11 protein-coding genes are annotated in these 17,306 nt (G+C 70.8%); 6 read left to right on the forward strand and 5 right to left on the reverse strand.

What is annotated here, in order from left to right; all coding sequences use genetic code 11:
• Positions 1 to 1,902 precede the first annotated feature (1,902 nt).
• The 3 genes from CWIS_RS07890 (at position 1,903) to CWIS_RS07900 (ending at position 4,636) form a co-directional block, all read left to right on the forward strand.
• Positions 1,903 to 2,565 (forward strand): CPBP family intramembrane glutamic endopeptidase, encoded by a 663-nt coding sequence (locus CWIS_RS07890; RefSeq protein ID WP_197080787.1) that lies wholly within the window; start codon positions 1,903 to 1,905, stop codon positions 2,563 to 2,565.
• Positions 2,558 to 2,974 (forward strand): hypothetical protein, encoded by a 417-nt coding sequence (locus tag CWIS_RS07895; RefSeq protein WP_197080788.1) that lies wholly within the window; start codon positions 2,558 to 2,560, stop codon positions 2,972 to 2,974. The genes CWIS_RS07890 and CWIS_RS07895 overlap by 8 nt, the downstream gene beginning before the upstream one ends.
• Positions 2,975 to 3,592: 618 nt before the next feature.
• The gene (locus CWIS_RS07900; RefSeq protein ID WP_048342709.1) at positions 3,593 to 4,636 is read left to right on the forward strand and encodes a Gfo/Idh/MocA family protein; all 1,044 of its coding nucleotides are present in this window, start codon (positions 3,593 to 3,595) and stop codon (positions 4,634 to 4,636) included.
• 6 nt (positions 4,637 to 4,642) lie between these two features.
• Here CWIS_RS07900 and CWIS_RS07905 read toward each other — a convergent pair whose 3' ends face one another.
• Positions 4,643 to 5,434, reverse strand: a complete 792-nt coding sequence (locus CWIS_RS07905) for an exodeoxyribonuclease III (protein ID WP_048342710.1) — start codon at positions 5,432 to 5,434, stop codon at positions 4,643 to 4,645.
• A 123-nt stretch (positions 5,435 to 5,557) separates the two neighbouring features.
• Between CWIS_RS07905 and CWIS_RS07910 the strand changes: the two genes are divergently transcribed.
• Entirely contained in the window at positions 5,558 to 6,604 is a 1,047-nt protein-coding gene (locus CWIS_RS07910; RefSeq protein WP_048342711.1) for a glycoside hydrolase family 43 protein, read from the forward strand.
• Positions 6,605 to 6,666: 62 nt separating this feature from the next.
• On the opposite strand, the gene CWIS_RS07915 is transcribed toward CWIS_RS07910, so the two are convergent.
• From CWIS_RS07915 to CWIS_RS07930, 4 genes are all read right to left on the reverse strand, one after another.
• A complete protein-coding gene (locus CWIS_RS07915; protein ID WP_048342712.1) occupies positions 6,667 to 11,085 on the reverse strand; it encodes a fibronectin type III domain-containing protein in 4,419 nt (1,472 codons plus the stop codon).
• Positions 11,086 to 11,288: 203 nt separating this feature from the next.
• Entirely contained in the window at positions 11,289 to 12,812 is a 1,524-nt protein-coding gene (glpK, locus tag CWIS_RS07920; protein ID WP_048342713.1) for a glycerol kinase GlpK, read from the reverse strand.
• Between the two features lie 46 nt (positions 12,813 to 12,858).
• On the reverse strand, positions 12,859 to 13,605 hold the full coding sequence (locus tag CWIS_RS07925; protein WP_048342714.1) for an MIP/aquaporin family protein: 747 nt from the start codon (positions 13,603 to 13,605) through the stop codon (positions 12,859 to 12,861).
• An 82-nt stretch (positions 13,606 to 13,687) separates the two neighbouring features.
• The gene (locus tag CWIS_RS07930) at positions 13,688 to 15,433 is read right to left on the reverse strand and encodes a glycerol-3-phosphate dehydrogenase/oxidase (RefSeq protein WP_048342715.1); all 1,746 of its coding nucleotides are present in this window, start codon (positions 15,431 to 15,433) and stop codon (positions 13,688 to 13,690) included.
• 254 nt (positions 15,434 to 15,687) lie between these two features.
• Between CWIS_RS07930 and CWIS_RS07935 the strand changes: the two genes are divergently transcribed.
• Positions 15,688 to 16,692, forward strand: a complete 1,005-nt coding sequence (locus CWIS_RS07935) for a sugar-binding transcriptional regulator (protein ID WP_048342716.1) — start codon at positions 15,688 to 15,690, stop codon at positions 16,690 to 16,692.
• 22 nt (positions 16,693 to 16,714) lie between these two features.
• A complete protein-coding gene (locus tag CWIS_RS07940; protein ID WP_048342717.1) occupies positions 16,715 to 17,236 on the forward strand; it encodes an amino-acid N-acetyltransferase in 522 nt (173 codons plus the stop codon).
• The last annotated feature ends 70 nt before the right edge of the window (positions 17,237 to 17,306 follow it).

Consider the following 17,306-nt stretch of genomic DNA (forward strand, 5'->3'; position numbering starts at 1 on the left):
CCTCGTGAGAACCTCGTCAGGAGGGACGCCGTCGACGTTCTCGCGTCCGAACACCGCGGGCTCTCCCATCGCGAAAGCCCTCCCCGGACCCAGCGTCACATGGTCGCTCGTCACGTGCGCGTCGGGACCGACGGCGGCGATGAACGTCGAACCTTCCTTGTCATCGACGACGACGTAGAGGCACGAGTCAGCACCCAGCAGGAACGTGCCTGCGTGCTCGACCGCGTCGCCGAGCTGCGGCTGGTGGCGCAGGAAGAGGACGCCATCTCCTTCGTCGGCCCGCAGCTGATGGGGGCCCCGGACTCGGGAACTGCCCAAATGAGGAGCCCGATGCCAGCGGCCACCAGGAGGGACGTTCCTGCAATTACTGCTCGTTTGAGCAGTCGCGTCCCTAACTGACGATGACCGTGAGGCGCAGCAGATTGAGGGAACCGATCCCGCTGAACAGGCCCTCATTCTTTCCAAAGCCCGAGGTAATGCCCATCGCCTTCGTTCCGAAAAACCACGTCCCGCCAGAGTCGCCACGGTCGAATGTGCGAGCCTTGGTTCCGTTGGCTCGCCCGTGTGCAAATGTGGCTACTCCGCGGGCTACTCGTGTGGGCAGCGTGGCAAAGTCTGGCGTGTGTGTCGAATAAGGCGACCGGCCAGTATGGTGCGGTATTTTCACACTCCTCCAGCGATTGCGTGCGAAACTCGTATGACGCCCCCTTGACCAGTAGATCCACCCGAGATCGTCCGATGTGCGGACGGTACCAACTGGAACCGCCAAGCGGGTCCATTTCGACGAAGTTGGCCCCGATCTCCCCGCTCCCGCGTGCCGCGATCAGCGTGTGGGAGTGCTCGAACTATCGGACGACTGGTCGGTCGTGACGATCCGAGCGGCTGGCCGACCGACGAGCATCTTGCGGTGTGCCTCGGGAGATCCAGTTGGAGTTGGGCCTTCAGCGAGAGTTGTTCTATCGGGTCGTGCGAGTCGAAGCCCGCTCCAGACCCTCCGATGACGTGGCGCTGGTTGCAGGCGGATGCGCTCCGGCCCCGAGCTCGCCACACAGGGCAGGTTCGCGGGTGGTCTCGCAGCGGACGAGACGCTGCGGCGTTCCCGCTCGCGTCGCCCCACTGGTTCTCGCGCGGCCGGCGCCGCGCGCCGGCCGCGCGCAGGAACGCCTGCGCTCAGGCGGTGAGGTTTCCCGCCCGATTCTCTGACTCTCGAGCGATACCGCGGCCCGCGTGGTGGTGCGGCAGCAGTGCGTCCGGGCGTGCGGTATTCATCGGCCGCGCGGGCAATCCCGGATGTCCGGATTGACATGGTATCGGCGGCTAGGTACCGTTCCGTCGGTTCGCTCAGCCCGGAGGTCAATATGAAGTTCATCCATGCCCGTCGATGGGTTGTTGCTGGGGCTGTCGCCGCGACTCTCCTGGCAGCTGCGTCCGGCTGTTCTGCTTCACTCCCGGGGAACGGCGAGTGCGTTCTTACAGTCGATAACGCACATGCCTCGGCCACGAAGTCGGGCTACCTTGACGGCAAGGGCAAGGTAAAGTGTGTCTACACTCAGGGCAAGCTGACAAACCTCACTATCGAGACCAAACTGCAAAAGAAGAGCGCTGCGGGCGTATGGACTGACGTGAGGGGTGGGTCAAATACGACCACGAAGGCGACGGTAAAGTCAGGCGTTACATACACGGGGTCAGCGGCTTCGTGCGGTGCCAGAAGGGCACCTTCCGAACGGGTTCTCGTGCTGGCGCCTACCTCGACGGTCGCTACTCGGGCTTGAGCTCTTGGGAGTACGGTCGCGCGACGACGAATCCGTGCCCGTAGCGCTTCGCTGGCCTGGCCGGCTTCCGATCGCAGCCCTGACGCTATCCGGAGTCGTTGCGGCGTACCTGGCGGCCCCAACCTCGCGCGTGGTCGTATTCGGTGTTGTGGTGGCACTCTTGCTCATCGCCGGTCTGCAATTGGCAGTGGATGATGGGCCACGTTCGAGAGTAACAGTCGCGATTGGACTGTCTCTTTCGCCTATGGGCTTTGGGCTGGCGTGGGGAACGCCCGCTGTGGGTGTGGTGTGCCTCGCTCTCGCGCTTCGGCCACGTTGGCGGGAACTGTTCTCGCGCACGTTCCCGCGTTCGGCGGTGTGGATTTCGGTCCTCTCGCTCTCTGGGCTCGCGGTTTTCATCGTGTGGCAGGGTTCGACGAGCGGGCGCACCGGTGCGGCGATTAGCTGGAACGAGCCAACCCGGCCGGATCTTCCGATCGGCTTGGTTGTCACTGGAGTGGTACTGGTGGCGGTCGTCAACAGTCTCTTTGAGGAGTTCCTCTGGCGGGCCGGAATGGCCGACATGCTTGCGCCTCGTGACTCCACTGCTGCGCCTTGGTTGATTATGGTCTCTCTCGGCTTTGGCCTGTCTCATCTCTACGGAACGCCCGGCGGGTGGACTGGCGTTGTGGCAACAGCTTGCTTCGGGCTCGCAATGGCCGCGCTGCGATTCTGCTGTCGAGGCAGTATCCTTCTGTGTGTCGCTGTCCATGCGATCGCCGATCTCGTTCTCCTGGGTATGCTCTATGTCTGACTTTGCAGGACCCGCCCTGCGCGCGGTCGTGGACGAACTCTCGCAAGAGTTCGGGGCGTATCTGTGCGCCGGGGCGGACCGTGAGGCGATGGTGTGGTCGTCGGACACGGAGATCACGGTGCGCCTGTCCGCGCGGGGTGACGACGAGATCTGGGTCATCGCGGGATCGGGGCTGCTGGTTCGGTTCGTTGCGGCGTCTGACGGGGACATGGGTGACGTCGCCGAGGTGGTGCGGCGGATCGTCGCGGGCGAGGCCGTAGAGATGTTCGGCGACCGTCGTCGCGCGGACGACGGGTTCGCGGTGGCGACCGGCTACGCGCTAGGCCCGGACCGCGCGTTCGCCGGTGGGCTGGACGGCGACCAGGCGCGATGGACCGCGCGGATCGGCGGGCCGTTCGCCGCCCCGTGAAGTGTTCGACGTGCTGCTGCAGGTGCTCGACGACGGGCGTCTGACCGAGGGTCAGTGATCCCGACTGACCGCCGGTCGAGCGGCTCCTGGTGCGCCCGGGCCGCGACAGCGATCCTGGCGGTCGTGCGTCGAGCAGGCGGCGCCGCTCCTCCCACGGGTCGGTTGCGCGCGTGCGGCCGGTTCGTGCTGCACGGGCCCACTGCCGACCAGGACGTGCGGTTCGGCGTCGTGACACTGACCCGAGCATCGGGGGTGCGACAGCCCAGGGGTGCCCGGACCATGAGGACGGCAAGGGCGATCAAGCTGTCGCGCAATCGCCGCCGACCGCGCCGAGAGGATGGGGGGGTGCTTCTGGCGTGGGGTCCCGGTCGGTCAGCATGAGGCCGGACGGTAGCGACGCCGTCCTGTGTTCTCCACAGGCCGTGCTCCGCCCCGTGCGGCGCACTCGACGCGCGTGCGTCGGCGCCGTGGGCACGGTGCACCGTGGTCAGGACGACGAGGCGAGCGTGGTTTGCGCGGTGGCCGCGTCCCTCGCTAGGCGGTTCGTCGGGCCGCGCACCGGCAACCGCGCCCGGGACGCCGGACCGTCGTGACCTGGGCGCGTGCGAGAGTGTGGGCGTGACGTTGCGACTTCCTGAGCCCCGGTTCCCTGACCCGCGTGAAGCGCCCGTGCTGCGCTGGGGGGTGCTCGCGCCGGGTTGGATCGCGGGGCACTTCGTCGGGTCGCTGAACCGGCACACGAACCAGCGCGTGGTCGCGGTCGCGAGCCGGGACGCGTCGCGTGCGCAGGCGTTCGCCGACGAGTTCGGGGTCGAGCGCGCGCTGTCGTCGTACGACGAGCTCGTCAACGACCCCGAGGTCGACGTCGTCTACGTCGCCAGCCCGCACAGCCACCACCCGGCACAGGCGCTCGCGGCGATCGCGGCGGGCAAGCACGTGCTCGTCGAGAAGCCCATGGCGCGCAACGCGGCCGAGGCACGCCTGATCGTCGAGGCGGCGCGTGCGGCGGGGGTCTTCGCGATGGAGGCCATGTGGACGCGATACCTGCCGCACATCGACGTGCTGCGCCAGGTGCTCGAGGACGGCGTGATCGGTCAGCCGCGCTGGGTCACGGGCTCGTTCGCGACGCGCACGGTCGTGCCGGACACGCACCGGCTGATGGACCCGGCGCTCGCGGGCGGGGTGCTGCTCGACATCGGGATCTACCCGCTGTCGTTCGCCTCGTTCGTCGCGACGACGATCGGCCTGCCGACCACGCCCACGGACCTGCAGGTCATGGGCTCGCTCGCGCCGACGGGCGTCGACGCGCAGGTCGCGTTCCAGGTCGCGTACCCGGGCCTGCAGGCCCAGCTGTTCACCTCGATGCTGACGCCCGCGGACGACGAGGCGCGCGTGCACGGTGAGGCGGGCTGGGTCGCCACGGGTCCGCAGTTCCGTGGCCCGACGAGCGTGCACCTGCACGTGGGCGACGAGACGGCGACGTGGGACGACAACCGCATCGAGGACCTCGACGGGCTGTGCTTCCAGGCCGCGGCGCTCGCGCGCTACGTCGGGGCCGGCCTGACCGAGTCGCCGCTGCACCCGCTGGACGAGGTGGTCACGGTCCTGGAGACGGCCGACGAGATCCGCCGCCGCCTCGGGGTGGTCTACCCGGGGGAGTGACTCGGGTCAGTCCGCCAGGTCGAGCACGACGGGCACGTGGTCGGACGGCTGCTTGCCCTTGCGCTCGTCGCGCTCGATCGTCACGCCTGTGACGCGCGCGGCCAGCGCCGGGGAGGCGTAGGTGAGGTCGATGCGCATGCCCTTGTTCTTGGGGAAGCGCAGCTGCTGGTAGTCCCAGTACGTGTAGGTGTGCTCGGCGGGCAGGTGCACGCGCGAGACCTCGGTGTAGCCGACCTCGGCGATCGCCGTGAACGCCTCGCGCTCGGCGGGGGTCACGTGCGTGCGGCCGGCGAACCACGCGGGGTCCCACACGTCGGTGTCGAGCGGGGCGATGTTCCAGTCGCCGACGAGCGCGATCTGGGCGGCGGGATCGGCAGCGAGCCAGCCGGCCGCGGCGTCGCGCAGTCGCGCGAGCCAGTCGAGCTTGTAGACGTAGTGCGGGTCGTCGATCTCGCGACCGTTCGGCACGTACAGGCTCCACACGCGCACGCCGCCCGCGGTCACGCCGATCGCGCGCGCCTCGGCGGCCGCGGGGTCGCCCCACGTCGGCATGCCGGGGAAACCGATCTCGACGTCGTCGATCCCGACTCGGGACACCACGGCCACGCCGTTCCACTGGCTGTAGCCGACGTGCGCGACCTCGTAGCCGAGCGCCTCGAACGCCTCGTGCGGGAACTGCTCGTCCTTGCACTTGGTCTCCTGCAGCGCGAGCACGTCGACACCGCTGCGCTCCAGGAACGACACCGCGCGTTCGGTACGGGCACGGATCGAGTTGATGTTCCAGGTGGCGACGCGCATGGCGGGCAGGCTACCGGCGCACACGGACATACCCGCGCGAGGTCCCATGAGACGTCCTGCACACAGAGCGATACTCGACCGCTAGAGTTTCGGCAACCAGCACGAAACTGAGGAGATGGGCGCATGCACGCTCGCGGTGCCACGGCGGTCGCCACCCCGACGACGACGCACGACGGTCGGCTCGTCGCCCCGCTCGACCACGGCGAGGAACCGGCAGCGCTCGCCGGCCCGTTGGTCGACGGCATCTGGACCGCCGACCCCTCGGGGCACGTCTGGGACGGCACGCTGTGGATCTACCCGTCGCACGACGAGGACACCGGCGCCGCCGCGGACGACGAGGGCAGCCACTACGACATGCGCGACTACCACGTGCTGTCGCTCGCGAGCCTCGACAGCGAGGTCGTCGACCACGGGGTCGCTCTCGCCGTCGAGGACGTGCCCTGGGCCTCCCGGCAGCTCTGGGCGCCGGACGCCGCACGCCGCGGCGACACCTACTACCTGTTCTTCCCAGCCAAGGACCACGAGGGCGTGTTCCGCATCGGCGTCGCCACCTCCGCGCACCCCGGCGGGCCGTTCGAGGCGCAGCCCGAGCCGATCGCGGGCGCGTACAGCATCGACCCCGCGGTGTTCACCGACGACGACGGCTCGTCGTACCTCGTCACCGGCGGCATCCTCGGCGGCCAGCTGCAGCGCTGGCGCGACGACGAGTACACGGGCGTCGACGCGTACCCGGCGCTCGACGAGCCCGCCCTCGCCCCGCGCATCGCGCGCCTGTCCGACGACCTGCTCTCCCTGGCCGAGCCGACGCGTCCCGTCGTGCTGGTCGACGACGAGGGCCGGCCGCTCGCGGCGCGTGACGTCAACCGGTTCTTCGAGGGTGCCTGGATCGCGAAGGTCGCGGGTCGCTACGTCTTCATGTACTCCAACGGCGACTCGCACCAGCTCGTCTACGCGACGGGCGACTCGCCGTACGGGCCGTACACCTACCGCGGCGTGCTGCTCGGTCCCGTCACCGGCTGGACCACGCACGGGTCGATCGTCGAGTGGGGCGGCGAGTGGTACCTGCTGTACCACGACGCCGAGCGCTCCGGGCGCGACCACCTGCGCAGCGTGCGGATGGCCCGGCTCGAGGTCGACGACGACGGGTCGATGCGCCTCGCCCACGGCTGACGGCGCACGACGCAAGGGCCGCCACGGACTGGTCCGCGGCGGCCCTTGCGTGCGTCGGTGCGTCAGCGCTGACGCGTGCGGCGCCGCGCGACGATCACCGCGCCACCGCCCACGACGAGCAGCCAGAGCGCCAGCAGCGCGCCGGGACCGGTCGACGTACCGGTGACCGCGAGCGTGTCGTCCTCCGGCCGCGACGCCCCGGGGGCCACCGGCTCGTCGGCCGCCGCCCGCACGACGATCCCGGCGGCGATGCTCACGAGCTCGCCGTCGGCGCGCGCGCCGTTGAGCTGCAGCGTGTGCACGCCGGGCAGGACGCCCAGCGGGAGGGCCAGGCGGTCGTCGAACGCGCCGTCGGCGTCGACCGCGACGGTGCCGAGCAGGACCGGCGTCGAGAACAGCCACACGTCGACCTGCTCACCCGGCGCGAAGCCCGAGCCGGCGACGTCGACGAAGCCGCCCGCGCCGACGATGATCCGGCCCTCGGGGTCCACCGGGAGCTGCACGCCCGCCGCGTCGGAACCGCCGAGCACCACGTCGAAGCCGGGCCCGGACACCGTGCGCCGGCCGTCCCGGACGCCGACGACGAGCGGCGTGGTCTCGTCGCCGACCCAGCCCCGCACCACGCCGGGGTCGACCCGCGGGCGAGCCGGCGAGCCGTCCTCACCGGGCACCTGGACAGGTGCCGGACGCGGCGTCCCGGTGGCCCGCGCGCTCGCGGGGCCGGTGCCGACGACGGTCACGGCGCGCACCTGCACGACGTACTCGGTCCCGTTCACGAGCCCGGTCAGCTCGACCGGGGAGCCGTCGGCCGCGGTCCAGGTCGCACCGCCGTCGCGTGTGTACTCGTACCGCTCGACCGCCGCGCCGCCGTCCGAGGCGGGGGCGTCGAACGTGACCTGCAGCGTGCGGTTGCCCGACTCGACCGCGGTGATCGTCGGAGCACCGGGCAGGCTGACCGGCGTCGCCGTGACGGAGGTGCTCCACGCGCCGGCGCCGAGCCCGTTGACCGCCCGGACCCGGAACGCCACGGTGCGACCGTCGTCGAGGCCCGTGACCGTCGCACTCGGGCGGGTCGTGCTCGCGGCCGCCGTCCAGGTCTTGCCGTCGAACGACTTCTGGACGTCGTACCCGGTGGGTGCGCCCGCGGGCACGGACCACGCCAGGTCGACCGAGCCCGAGCCGGCCGTCGCCGAGACGACGGGCTGACCGGGCACGTCCGCGTCGGACAGGTGCAGCTCGAACCGCGACGTGCCGACGAGCACGTGGCGCGCGTCCGCCGCCTGCGCGGTGACGACGAGGTCGCCCGTGAGCGCGTGCGAGCCGGCCGGGATCGTCGTGCCGTCGAGCAGGTACGTCACGCCCGCGACCGCCGGGATCGTGACGCGGTCACGTGCCGTGCCGGGCTCGTCGCGCGTCGTCGGCGCGAGCGCGCTCACGTGGGTGAGGTCCGTGAACGCGTGCGAGAACACCGTCGTGCCGGTGAGCTCGTAGCCCGGCGCGGCGGTCGCGACGACCGTGACCGTGCCGGACGCCGGGTGCGTGCCCGGCGCGACGACCCCGCCGCCGACCGTGTACACGACCCCGTCGACCGCGGGGATCGTGTACGCGTCGGACGCGGTGCCGTCCACGTCGGTCCAGGTCGGCGCGACGGGCGTCACGAGGACGATGTTCGTGAACACGAGCGTGAACTGCGAGACCCCGGAGAGCTCGTAGCCGGCCGTCGCGGTCGCGGTGACGACGACCGTCCCGGAACCGGGGTGCGTCCCGGCCGCGACGGGGTCGCCGTCGACCGAGTACTCCACTCCGGTCACCGACGGGATCGTGTAGGTGTCGTCGTCCGTGCCGTACGTGTCCGTCTGGGTGGGCGCGGTCGCCGTGACGAGCCGGATGTCGGTGAACGTGTGCGTGAACTGCGACGCACCGGACAGCTCGTAGCCGGTGACGGCCGCGGCGTCGACGACGACCGTGCCGGAACCCGGGTAGGTGCCGGCCGCGACCGGCGCGCCGTCGATCGAGTACTGCACGCCCGTGACCGACGGGATCGTGTACGTGTCGTCGTCCGTGCCGTAGGTGTCGGTCCAGGTGGGCGTGGTCGCGGACACGAGCCGGATGTCGGTGAACGTGCGCGTGAACTGCGACGCCCCGGACAGCTCGTAGCCGGCGGTCGCTGCGGCGTCGACGACGACCGTGCCCGCAGCGGGGTACGTGCCTGCCGCGACCGGCGTGCCGTCGACCGAGTACTGCACGCCCGCCACGGACGGGATCGTGTACGAGTCGTCCTCGGTGCCGTACCCGTCGGTCCAGCTCGGTTCCGTCGCGGTCACCAGGCGGATGTCGGTGAACGTGTGCGAGAACTGCGACGCGCCGGACAGCTCGTAGCCCGGCTCCGCGGTGGCCGTCACGACGACCGTCCCCGACGCCGCGTGGACGCCCGGCGGGACGACGACCCCGCCGACCCGGTACTGCACGCCGGTCACGCTCGGGATGAGGTAGGTGTCCGAGGCCGTGCCGTAGGTGTCGGTCCAGGTCGGCTCGACGGCAGTGGCCAGCACGATGTTCGTGAAGGTGAAGGTGAACGACGACGGCCCGGTGAGCTCGTGGCCCTCGGTCGCGGTCGCGGTGATCACGACCGTCCCCGTGCCGGGGTACGTGCCGGGGTCGACGGGCGAGCCGTCGACCGAGTACTGCACGCCCGTCACCGACGGGATCGTGTACGTGTCGTCGGCAGTGCCGTACGTGTCGAACGACGTCGGTGCGGTCGCGCCCACCTGCACGATGTTCGTGAAGGTGTGCGTGAACTGGCTCGGGCCGGACAGGACGTAGCCGGACAGTGCGGTCGCGTCGACCGTGACCGTGCCCGTGGCGGGGTAGCGGCCGGCGGAGACGGGAGTGCCGTCGACGGAGTACTGCACGCCCTCGACGGTCGGGATCACGTACCCGTCGTCCTCGGTGCCGTACGCGTCCTGCCAGGTGGGCACGGTGGCGGTGACCTGGCGGATGTCCGTGAACGTGTACGAGAACTGGCTCGGACCCGTCAGGACGTAGCCGGGCGTCGCCGCGGCCGTGACCGTCAGGCTCAACGAGCCGCCGATGCCGTACGTCCCCGCCGCGAGCGGCGTGCCGCCGACCGAGTACTGCACGCCAGGCACGGACGGGATCGTGACCGTGTCCAGCGCGGTGCCGTACGTGTCGTACCAGGTGGGCTCGACCGCGGTGACGTCGACCAGGCTCGAGAAGGTGTGGGTGAACCGGGACGTGCCGGTCAGGCTGTAGCTGCTGCTCGCGGCGGCGGCGTCCACGGTGACGGTGCCCGTGGCGGGGGAGGGCCCGGCCGCGACGGGGGTGCCGCCCACGGAGTACTGCACGCCGGTGACCGAGGGGATCGTGTAGGTGTCGTTCGCGGTGCCCGAGACGTCAGTCCAGGTGGGCTCGGTCGCGGTGACGTCCGCGACGTCCGTGAACACGAGCGTGAACTGCGACGCGCCGGCCAGGACGTACCCGGGCAGGGCCGTCGCCGTGACCACGACCGTCCCCGAGCCGGGGTAGGTGCCGGCGGCGACCGGCGAGCCTCCGACCGAGTAGGTGATGCCCTCCGACGACGGGATCGTGTAGGTGTCGTCCGCGGTCCCGGACACGTCGTTCTTGGCCGGTGCGGAGGCGGAGACCAGGGTCTCCAGCGGGTTGGTCGTGGCGCCCGCGACGCACTGGGTGCCCGGGTCGCCGACCGCGCCGATCCGCAGGTTGTCGAGGAGCACGGCCGAGTCGAGGTCGCCGTCACCCTGGTCGAAGATGCTGAAGTGGAGCGTCTGGCGCGTGCCCGGCGTCAGCGGCACCTGCGCGGTCAGCTTGGGCGTGGCCCCGCCGAAGATGGTGCCCGTCGCCTCGGCGGCCGCGGTGTCCGAGTCGAACAGGCCGGAGTTGACGGAGATGACGCGCCCCGACGGGTCGAACGCGAAGTTGTTCGGAGCGACGATCGTCGTTCCCTCGATGCGCCACGTGCTCTCGCCCACCTCGGCGACGAACGCGTCGTTGTAGGTCCCGCCGGTGAAGTCGGGGAACTCCTCGGTGAGGAACCGGAACGTCACGCCGAGCAGGCAGTTGGCCGTCGCGGGCACGTCGAGCGTGACCGACAGGGTGGTCACGTCGTAGGCGCCGCCCCGGGTCGTCGACGACGACCAGGGGGTCGACGCCTCGTAGGACGAGGAGTACTGGTCGAGGACGCTCGCCTGGCCCGTCGAGAGCATCGCGTACGAGCCGCCCGTCCGGCTCGGGAACCCGGCGGCCGGTGCGGTGCGCACCCAGGTCGCGTTGCCGGACGGGCTGGCGAGGGACGAGCCTGTGACGAACGACGCCGCGGAGGGGGCGAGGATCGCCGCGACGAGCTCGCCGGCCGTCGCGGCGGCGGCCGGTGCCGCGCTCCAGGCCGAGGCGGCGACGAGTGCTGCCGCCGTGGTCGTCGCTGCGATCCTGCGAACGCGCATGGGCGCTGTCCTCCCGTTGTGGGCGGCGCCCACTGCGGGCGCCTTCGGGAGTATCGGCGCTCTGACCTGCACCTTGAGCCTCGGCGGGGGACCAAGGTCCCCCGCGTCCGGGTTACGTCGGTACGTCCGTCACCCGCTCGGGGCAGGCACGACGAGGCCGGGACGCCCCGCGCCCCGGCCTCGTCGTTCAGGTGGTCGTGGACCTACTTCACGTCGTCGTCGACCCAGTCGAACGTCTTCGTGACGGCCTTCTTCCACAGGCGGTACTGACGGTCGCGCTCGTCGGTGTCCATCTGCGGGGTCCAGCGCTTGTCCTCGGCCCAGTTGTCGATGACGTCCTGCTCGCCCGACCAGTAGCCGACCGCGATACCGGCCGCGTAGGCCGCACCCAGCGCGGTGGTCTCGGCGATCTTCGGCCGCACGACGTCCACGCCGAGGATGTCGGCCTGGAACTGCATGAGCGCCTCGTTGGCGATCATGCCGCCGTCGACCTTGAGCTCGGTGAGGTCGACGCCCGAGTCTGCGTTCATCGCGTCCAGCACCTCGCGGGTCTGGAACGCCGTGGCCTCGAGGGCCGCGCGAGCGATGTGCCCCTTGTTGACGTACCGCGTGAGCCCGACGAGCGCTCCGCGGGCGTCGGACCGCCAGTACGGCGCGAACAGCCCGGAGAACGCCGGCACGAAGTACGCGCCGCCGTTGTCCTCGACGCTCGCCGCGAGCGTCTCGATCTCCGGCGCCGACGAGATGATCCCGAGGTTGTCCCGCAGCCACTGGACCAGCGACCCGGTGACGGCGATCGACCCCTCGAGCGCGTACACCGCGTCCTTGTCGCCGATCTTGTAGCAGACGGTGGTCAGCAGCCCGTTCTTGCTCGGCACCGGCGACGTGCCGGTGTTGATGAGCATGAAGTTGCCCGTGCCGTACGTGTTCTTCGCGTGCCCCACCTCGAAGCACGCCTGCCCGAACGTCGCGGCCTGCTGGTCGCCGAGGATCCCCGCGATCGGCACGCCCGCGAGCAGGCCCTTCTCGCGGCCCTGCCCGTAGACCTCGGACGACGAGCGGATCTCCGGGAGCATCGACATCGGGATGCCCATCTCGCCCGCGATCTCCTCGTTCCACGACAGGGAGTCGAGGTTCATGAGCATCGTGCGCGACGCGTTGGTGACGTCCGTGACGTGCACGCCGCCGTCAGGCCCGCCCGTCATGTTCCACAGGACCCACGCGTCGGTGTTGCCGAACGCGAGGTGACCCGCCTCGGCCTTCTCGCGGGCGCCCTCGACGTTGTCGAGGATCCAGCGGATCTTCGGGCCGGAGAAGTAGGTCGCCAGGGGCAGGCCCACCCGGTCCTTGTAGCGCTCCGCACCGCCCCCGAGCGCGCCGAGCTCGTCGCAGATCTTCTGCGTGCGCGTGTCCTGCCAGACGATCGCGTTGTACACCGGCTCGCCCGTGCGCTTGTCCCACACCACCGCGGTCTCGCGCTGGTTGGTGATGCCGACCGCCGCGATGTCGCCGTTCTGCAGGCTCGCGCGCCCCAGGGCCTGGCCGACCACCTCGCGGACGTTGACCCAGATCTCCGCGGCGTCGTGCTCGACCCAGCCCGCCTTGGGGAAGATCTGCTCGTGCTCCTTCTGGCCGGTCGCGATGATGTTCGCGTGCTGGTCGAAGATGATCGCGCGCGTGCTCGTCGTTCCCTGGTCGATCGCCATGACGTACTTCGTGTCAGACATCTGCTTCCTTCACCTCGTCGTGTCGGGGGTTGGTCGTCGTGTGCGGTCAGCCGAGGTAGGTCAGCGACCAGGAGGCGAGCAGGCCGGCGAGCACACCGCCGACGATGGGGCCGAGGACCGGCACCCACGCGTACGACCAGTCGCTCGAGCCCTTGCCCTTGATCGGGAGCACGGCGTGCGCGATGCGCGGGCCGAGGTCACGGTTCGGGTTGATCGCGTACCCGGTGGGGCCACCGAGGCTCGCGCCGATACCGACCACGAGCAGGGCGACCGCGAGCGGCCCGAGCTGGGCCGGGGTCTTGCCGAACATGAGGATCACGTACACGAGCACGAACGTGCCGAGCACCTCGGTCACGAAGTTCCACGCGTAGCTGCGCACCGCGGGGCCGGTCGAGAAGACCGCGAGCTTGGTGGCGGGGTCGGCGTCCTCGTCGAAGTGCTTCTTGTACGCGAGGAACGCGAGCACGGCACCGAGGAAGGCGCCGAGCATCTCGCCCGCGAGGTAGACCATCGTCGAGGCGAACGTGATCGCGACACCGGGCGCGTACTCACCCGCGTCGTTGGCGAGCAGGCCCATCGTCACGGCGAAGTTCAGGTGTGCGCCGGACTTGTACGCGCCGTAGACACCGGCGAAGACGGCGAGGCCCCATCCGAAGTTGATGAGGAGCCAACCGCCGTTGAAACCCTTCGTCTTGGGGAGGATCACGTTCGCGACCACCCCGGCACCCAGCAGCAGCAGCAGCGTGGTACCGATGACCTCGGAGACGAATACTTGCATGAGCGAGACGTCCATGGGGGTCCTCACTTCTGGCAGACGGACTTCGTTGTCACGTGCTCCCGCGCGTCGGGCGCGCGGGCGTCGGGGGAGTGGTGCCTCAGGTCTCGAGAGGCTTCATCGGGGCGAGGTCGAGCGCGCGCAGGCGGACCTTCTCGGCCGACGCGTCGTCGGGCTCGGCGGCCGCAGCCTCCTCGGCCTCGGCGCGCGCGCGGTACGCCTCGATCTCGCGGCTGCGCGTCGCGTCGTCCCAGCCGAGCACCGGGGCGACGAGGTCGGCGATCTCGTCGAGCGCACCGACCCCCTTGTCCGCCTGCTCGTAGTTGAGGCGCGTGCGGTGCATGAGCACGTCGTCGAGGTGCAGCGCGCCCTCGTGGCTCGCCGCGTAGACGATCTCGGCGCCGATGTACGCGGGGGCGTGCGGCAGCGGGGCCGCCAGCTCGGGACGCTCGTCGCACAGGTCGGTCAGCTCACCCAGCAGCGAGCCGTACCGGTGCAGCAGGTGGTCCATGCGGGGCCGGTCCCACCCGTACTTCTTGCCGATCGCCCTCGCCTGCCGCTGGAAGACGTGCAGGCCCTCCGCGCCGACGAGGGGCAGGTCGTGCGTGAGCGAGGGCAGCGTGGTCGCGCGCGAGCCGATCGCGAAGTCGACCGCGTCCTTGGCCATCACGCGGTACGTCGTGAGCTTGCCGCCGGCGATCACGGTCAGCCCGGGCGTCGGGGAGGCCACGGTGTGCTCGCGGGAGACCTTGGCCGACGAGGTGCCCTCCTTGGTGCCGGGCTGCAGCAGCGGCCGCAGGCCCGCCCAGGTCCCGATCACGTCGTCGCGCGAGATCGGCCGGGACAGCACGGCGTTCGCGTGGTCGATCACGTAGTCGATGTCGGCGCTGGTCGCCACGGGGTGCGTGAGCTCCTGGACCCACGGGGTGTCCGTGGTGCCGATCACCCAGTACCGCGACCACGGGATGATGAACAGCACCGACTTCTCGGTCTGCAGGATCAGGCCCGTGTCGCCCGCGATCCGCGAGCGCGGCACGACGATGTGGATGCCCTTGGACGCGAGCACCCGCAGGCCGCCCTCGGAGCCGGCGAGGGACTCGGTCTGCTCGGTCCACACACCGGTCGCGTTGATGACCTGGCGCGCGCGCACGTCGATGCGCTCACCCGTCTCGAGGTCCTCGACGACCGCACCGGTCACGGCGCCGCCCGTCGTCGTCTGCAGGTCGACCACCTGCGTGCGGCTCGCGGCGTGCGCGCCGTAGCTCACCGCGGTGCGCACGAGCGTGGAGACCAGGCGCGCGTCGTCGACGCTCGCGTCCCAGTACCGGACCGCGCCGATCGCGGCGTCGTGGCGCAGGTCGGGGAACAGGCGCTCCATGCCCTTGCGGGTCAGGTGCCGGTGGATGGGCATCGCGCGGCGCGTGCCGGAGACCGTGGCGAGCGTGTCGTACAGCGCGACGCCCGCGCCGACGTACGCGCGCTCCCAGACGCGGTTCTCGAGCGGGTAGAGGAACGAGACGGGCTTGACCAGGTGGGGCGCGAGCCGGGTGATGAGCAGGTCGCGCTCCGTGAGCGCCTCGCGGACCAGGTGGAAGTCGAGCATCTGCAGGTAGCGCAGGCCGCCGTGCACGAGCTTGCTCGACCGGCTCGAGGTCCCGCTCGCCCAGTCCTGGGCCTCGATGATCGCGGTGGACAGGCCGCGCGTCACGGCGTCGACCGCGATCCCCGCGCCCGTCACGCCGCCGCCGATGACGAGGATGTCGAGCTCGTCGCCCTGGCGGGCCGAGTCGCGCAGTCTCGTCAGTGCGTCCTGCCGTGCCTGGGCCGTCAGTGGAGCGGTCCTCATGGCGCGTTCTCCTCTTTGCTGTTCCTCGAGCGTGCTGGTCGTCCTCCGGGTGCCTGTGTGCACGGATACCCGGCCCACCGACGCTGCGCCGCCCGACCGAGCACGGGCACCGCCGGAGGCGGACCGTGCGGTGGGAGGTCCCCTCGCCCGATCCGGTTGCGCTCGCTATGGTCATCACGAGCAGAACAGATGCGCAACCGGACTGCACATACGTGCAACGGGAGCGACGCCCCGGGGCCGTGCGAGGGGGAGAGATGGAGCTGGACCGCGAGCAGGACGTGCTGCGCGCCGCGTCGATGTACTACCTGCAGGACCTGAAGATGGAGGTCATCGCGAGGCACCTCGGCACGTCGCGCTCGACCGTGTCGCGGCTCATCAAGCGCGCGCGCGAGACCGGTCTGGTCGAGATCACGCTGCGGCCCGCGAGCACGCGTGCGCCCGGCCTCGGCCGCTCGGTGAGCGCCACGTTCCACGTCGACGCGTACGTGGTCCCCGTGCCGGACTCGTCGTCCCACATCGAGCGGCTGGACCAGGTCTCGATGACCGCCGCCAAGCTTCTGACCTCGTGGTTCGACTCCGACATGGTGCTGGGCATCGCGTGGGGGACCACGCTCGCGTCGGTCTCGCGGTACCTCGTGCCCAAGCCCACGCGCGGGGCCGCGGTCGTGCAGCTCAACGGCGCCGCGAACATGCGGACCTCGGGCGTGGACTACGCGAGCGACCTGATCTCGTCGTTCGGTACCGCTTTCGGGGCGGCCGTGCACCATTTCTCGGTCCCGGCGTTCTTCGACTTCTCCGACACCAAGGCCGCGATGTGGCGCGAGCGCTCGGTGCGCCGCGTCCTGGACATGCAGCGCCGCGCGGACATCGCGGTCTTCTCCGTGGGCGCGGTCGCGGGCGCCGTCCCGTCGCACGTCTACTCGGCCGGCTACCTCGACGACGCGGACGTGCGCGTGCTGCACGACGAGGGCGTCGTGGGCGACGTGTGCACCGTGTTCCTGCGCGCCGACGGCTCGTGGCAGGACGTGCCGCTCAACGCGCGCGCCACGGGCCCCACCCCGACCGAGCTGCAGCGCCTGCCGCGCCGCGTGTGCGTGGTCGCCGGCGACAACAAGGTCGCGCCCCTGCTCGCGGCGCTGCGCGCGGGAGTCGTCACCGACCTCGTCGTCGACGAGGTCACCGCCGGGGCGCTCCTCGAGGCCGCCGAACCCACGCCCCTGCGGCGCGGCAGGGCGCGGACGGGCGCGGCGAGCGCGTAGCCGCGCGGTCTAGGTTGTCCCCGTGACCGCCGCACCTGTGCACGTCCGTCCAGCGCTCCCTGCTGACGTCCGGGTCATCCGATCCCTCGTGCAGCCGTACGCCGACGAGCGGATCCTGCTCGCCAAGGAGTGGGTCGGTTACTACGAGTCGGTGCAGGAGTTCGCCGTCGCGGTGTCCGACGAGCCTGACACCGCCGGCGAGGTCGTCGGGTGCGGCGCGCTGCACGTCATGTGGGAGGACCTGGCCGAGATCCGCACGCTCGCGGTCTCGCGGCAGTTCCGCGGTCGCCGCGTGGGGCACGCGCTGCTCACCGCGCTCATGGAGCGGGCGCGTGCGCTCGGGCTGCGGCGGCTGTTCTGCCTCACGTTCGAGGTCGAGTTCTTCACGCAGCACGGCTTCCGCCCGGTCGAGGGCCAGGCCGTCGACGCGACGGTGTACGCCGAGCTCCTGCGCTCGCACGACGACGGCGTCGCCGAGTTCCTCGACCTGGCCCGCGTGAAGCCCAACACCCTGGGCAACACGCGGATGATCGTCGACCTGTAGCCCCGCGGCGCGCTCAGGCGGGCAGGGCGTAGAGCGGCGGCTCGTCGGGCGACGGCTGGGACTCGACCAC

The organism is Cellulomonas sp. A375-1 (genome assembly GCF_001040865.1).
GTDB lineage: Bacteria > Actinomycetota > Actinomycetes > Actinomycetales > Cellulomonadaceae > Cellulomonas > Cellulomonas gelida.

Excerpts from the sequence above, each read along its gene's own strand:
- CWIS_RS07895 (WP_197080788.1), top strand. The coding sequence starts at position 2,558 with ATGTCTGACTTTGCAGGACCCGCCCTGCGCGCGGTCGTGGACGAACTC.
- CWIS_RS07905 (WP_048342710.1), bottom strand. The coding sequence starts at position 5,434 with ATGCGCGTCGCCACCTGGAACATCAACTCGATCCGTGCCCGTACCGAA.
- CWIS_RS07910 (WP_048342711.1), top strand. The coding sequence starts at position 5,558 with ATGCACGCTCGCGGTGCCACGGCGGTCGCCACCCCGACGACGACGCAC.
- CWIS_RS07915 (WP_048342712.1), bottom strand. The coding sequence starts at position 11,085 with ATGCGCGTTCGCAGGATCGCAGCGACGACCACGGCGGCAGCACTCGTC.
- glpK (WP_048342713.1), bottom strand. The coding sequence starts at position 12,812 with ATGTCTGACACGAAGTACGTCATGGCGATCGACCAGGGAACGACGAGC.
- CWIS_RS07925 (WP_048342714.1), bottom strand. The coding sequence starts at position 13,605 with ATGGACGTCTCGCTCATGCAAGTATTCGTCTCCGAGGTCATCGGTACC.
- CWIS_RS07930 (WP_048342715.1), bottom strand. The coding sequence starts at position 15,433 with ATGAGGACCGCTCCACTGACGGCCCAGGCACGGCAGGACGCACTGACG.
- CWIS_RS07935 (WP_048342716.1), top strand. The coding sequence starts at position 15,688 with ATGGAGCTGGACCGCGAGCAGGACGTGCTGCGCGCCGCGTCGATGTAC.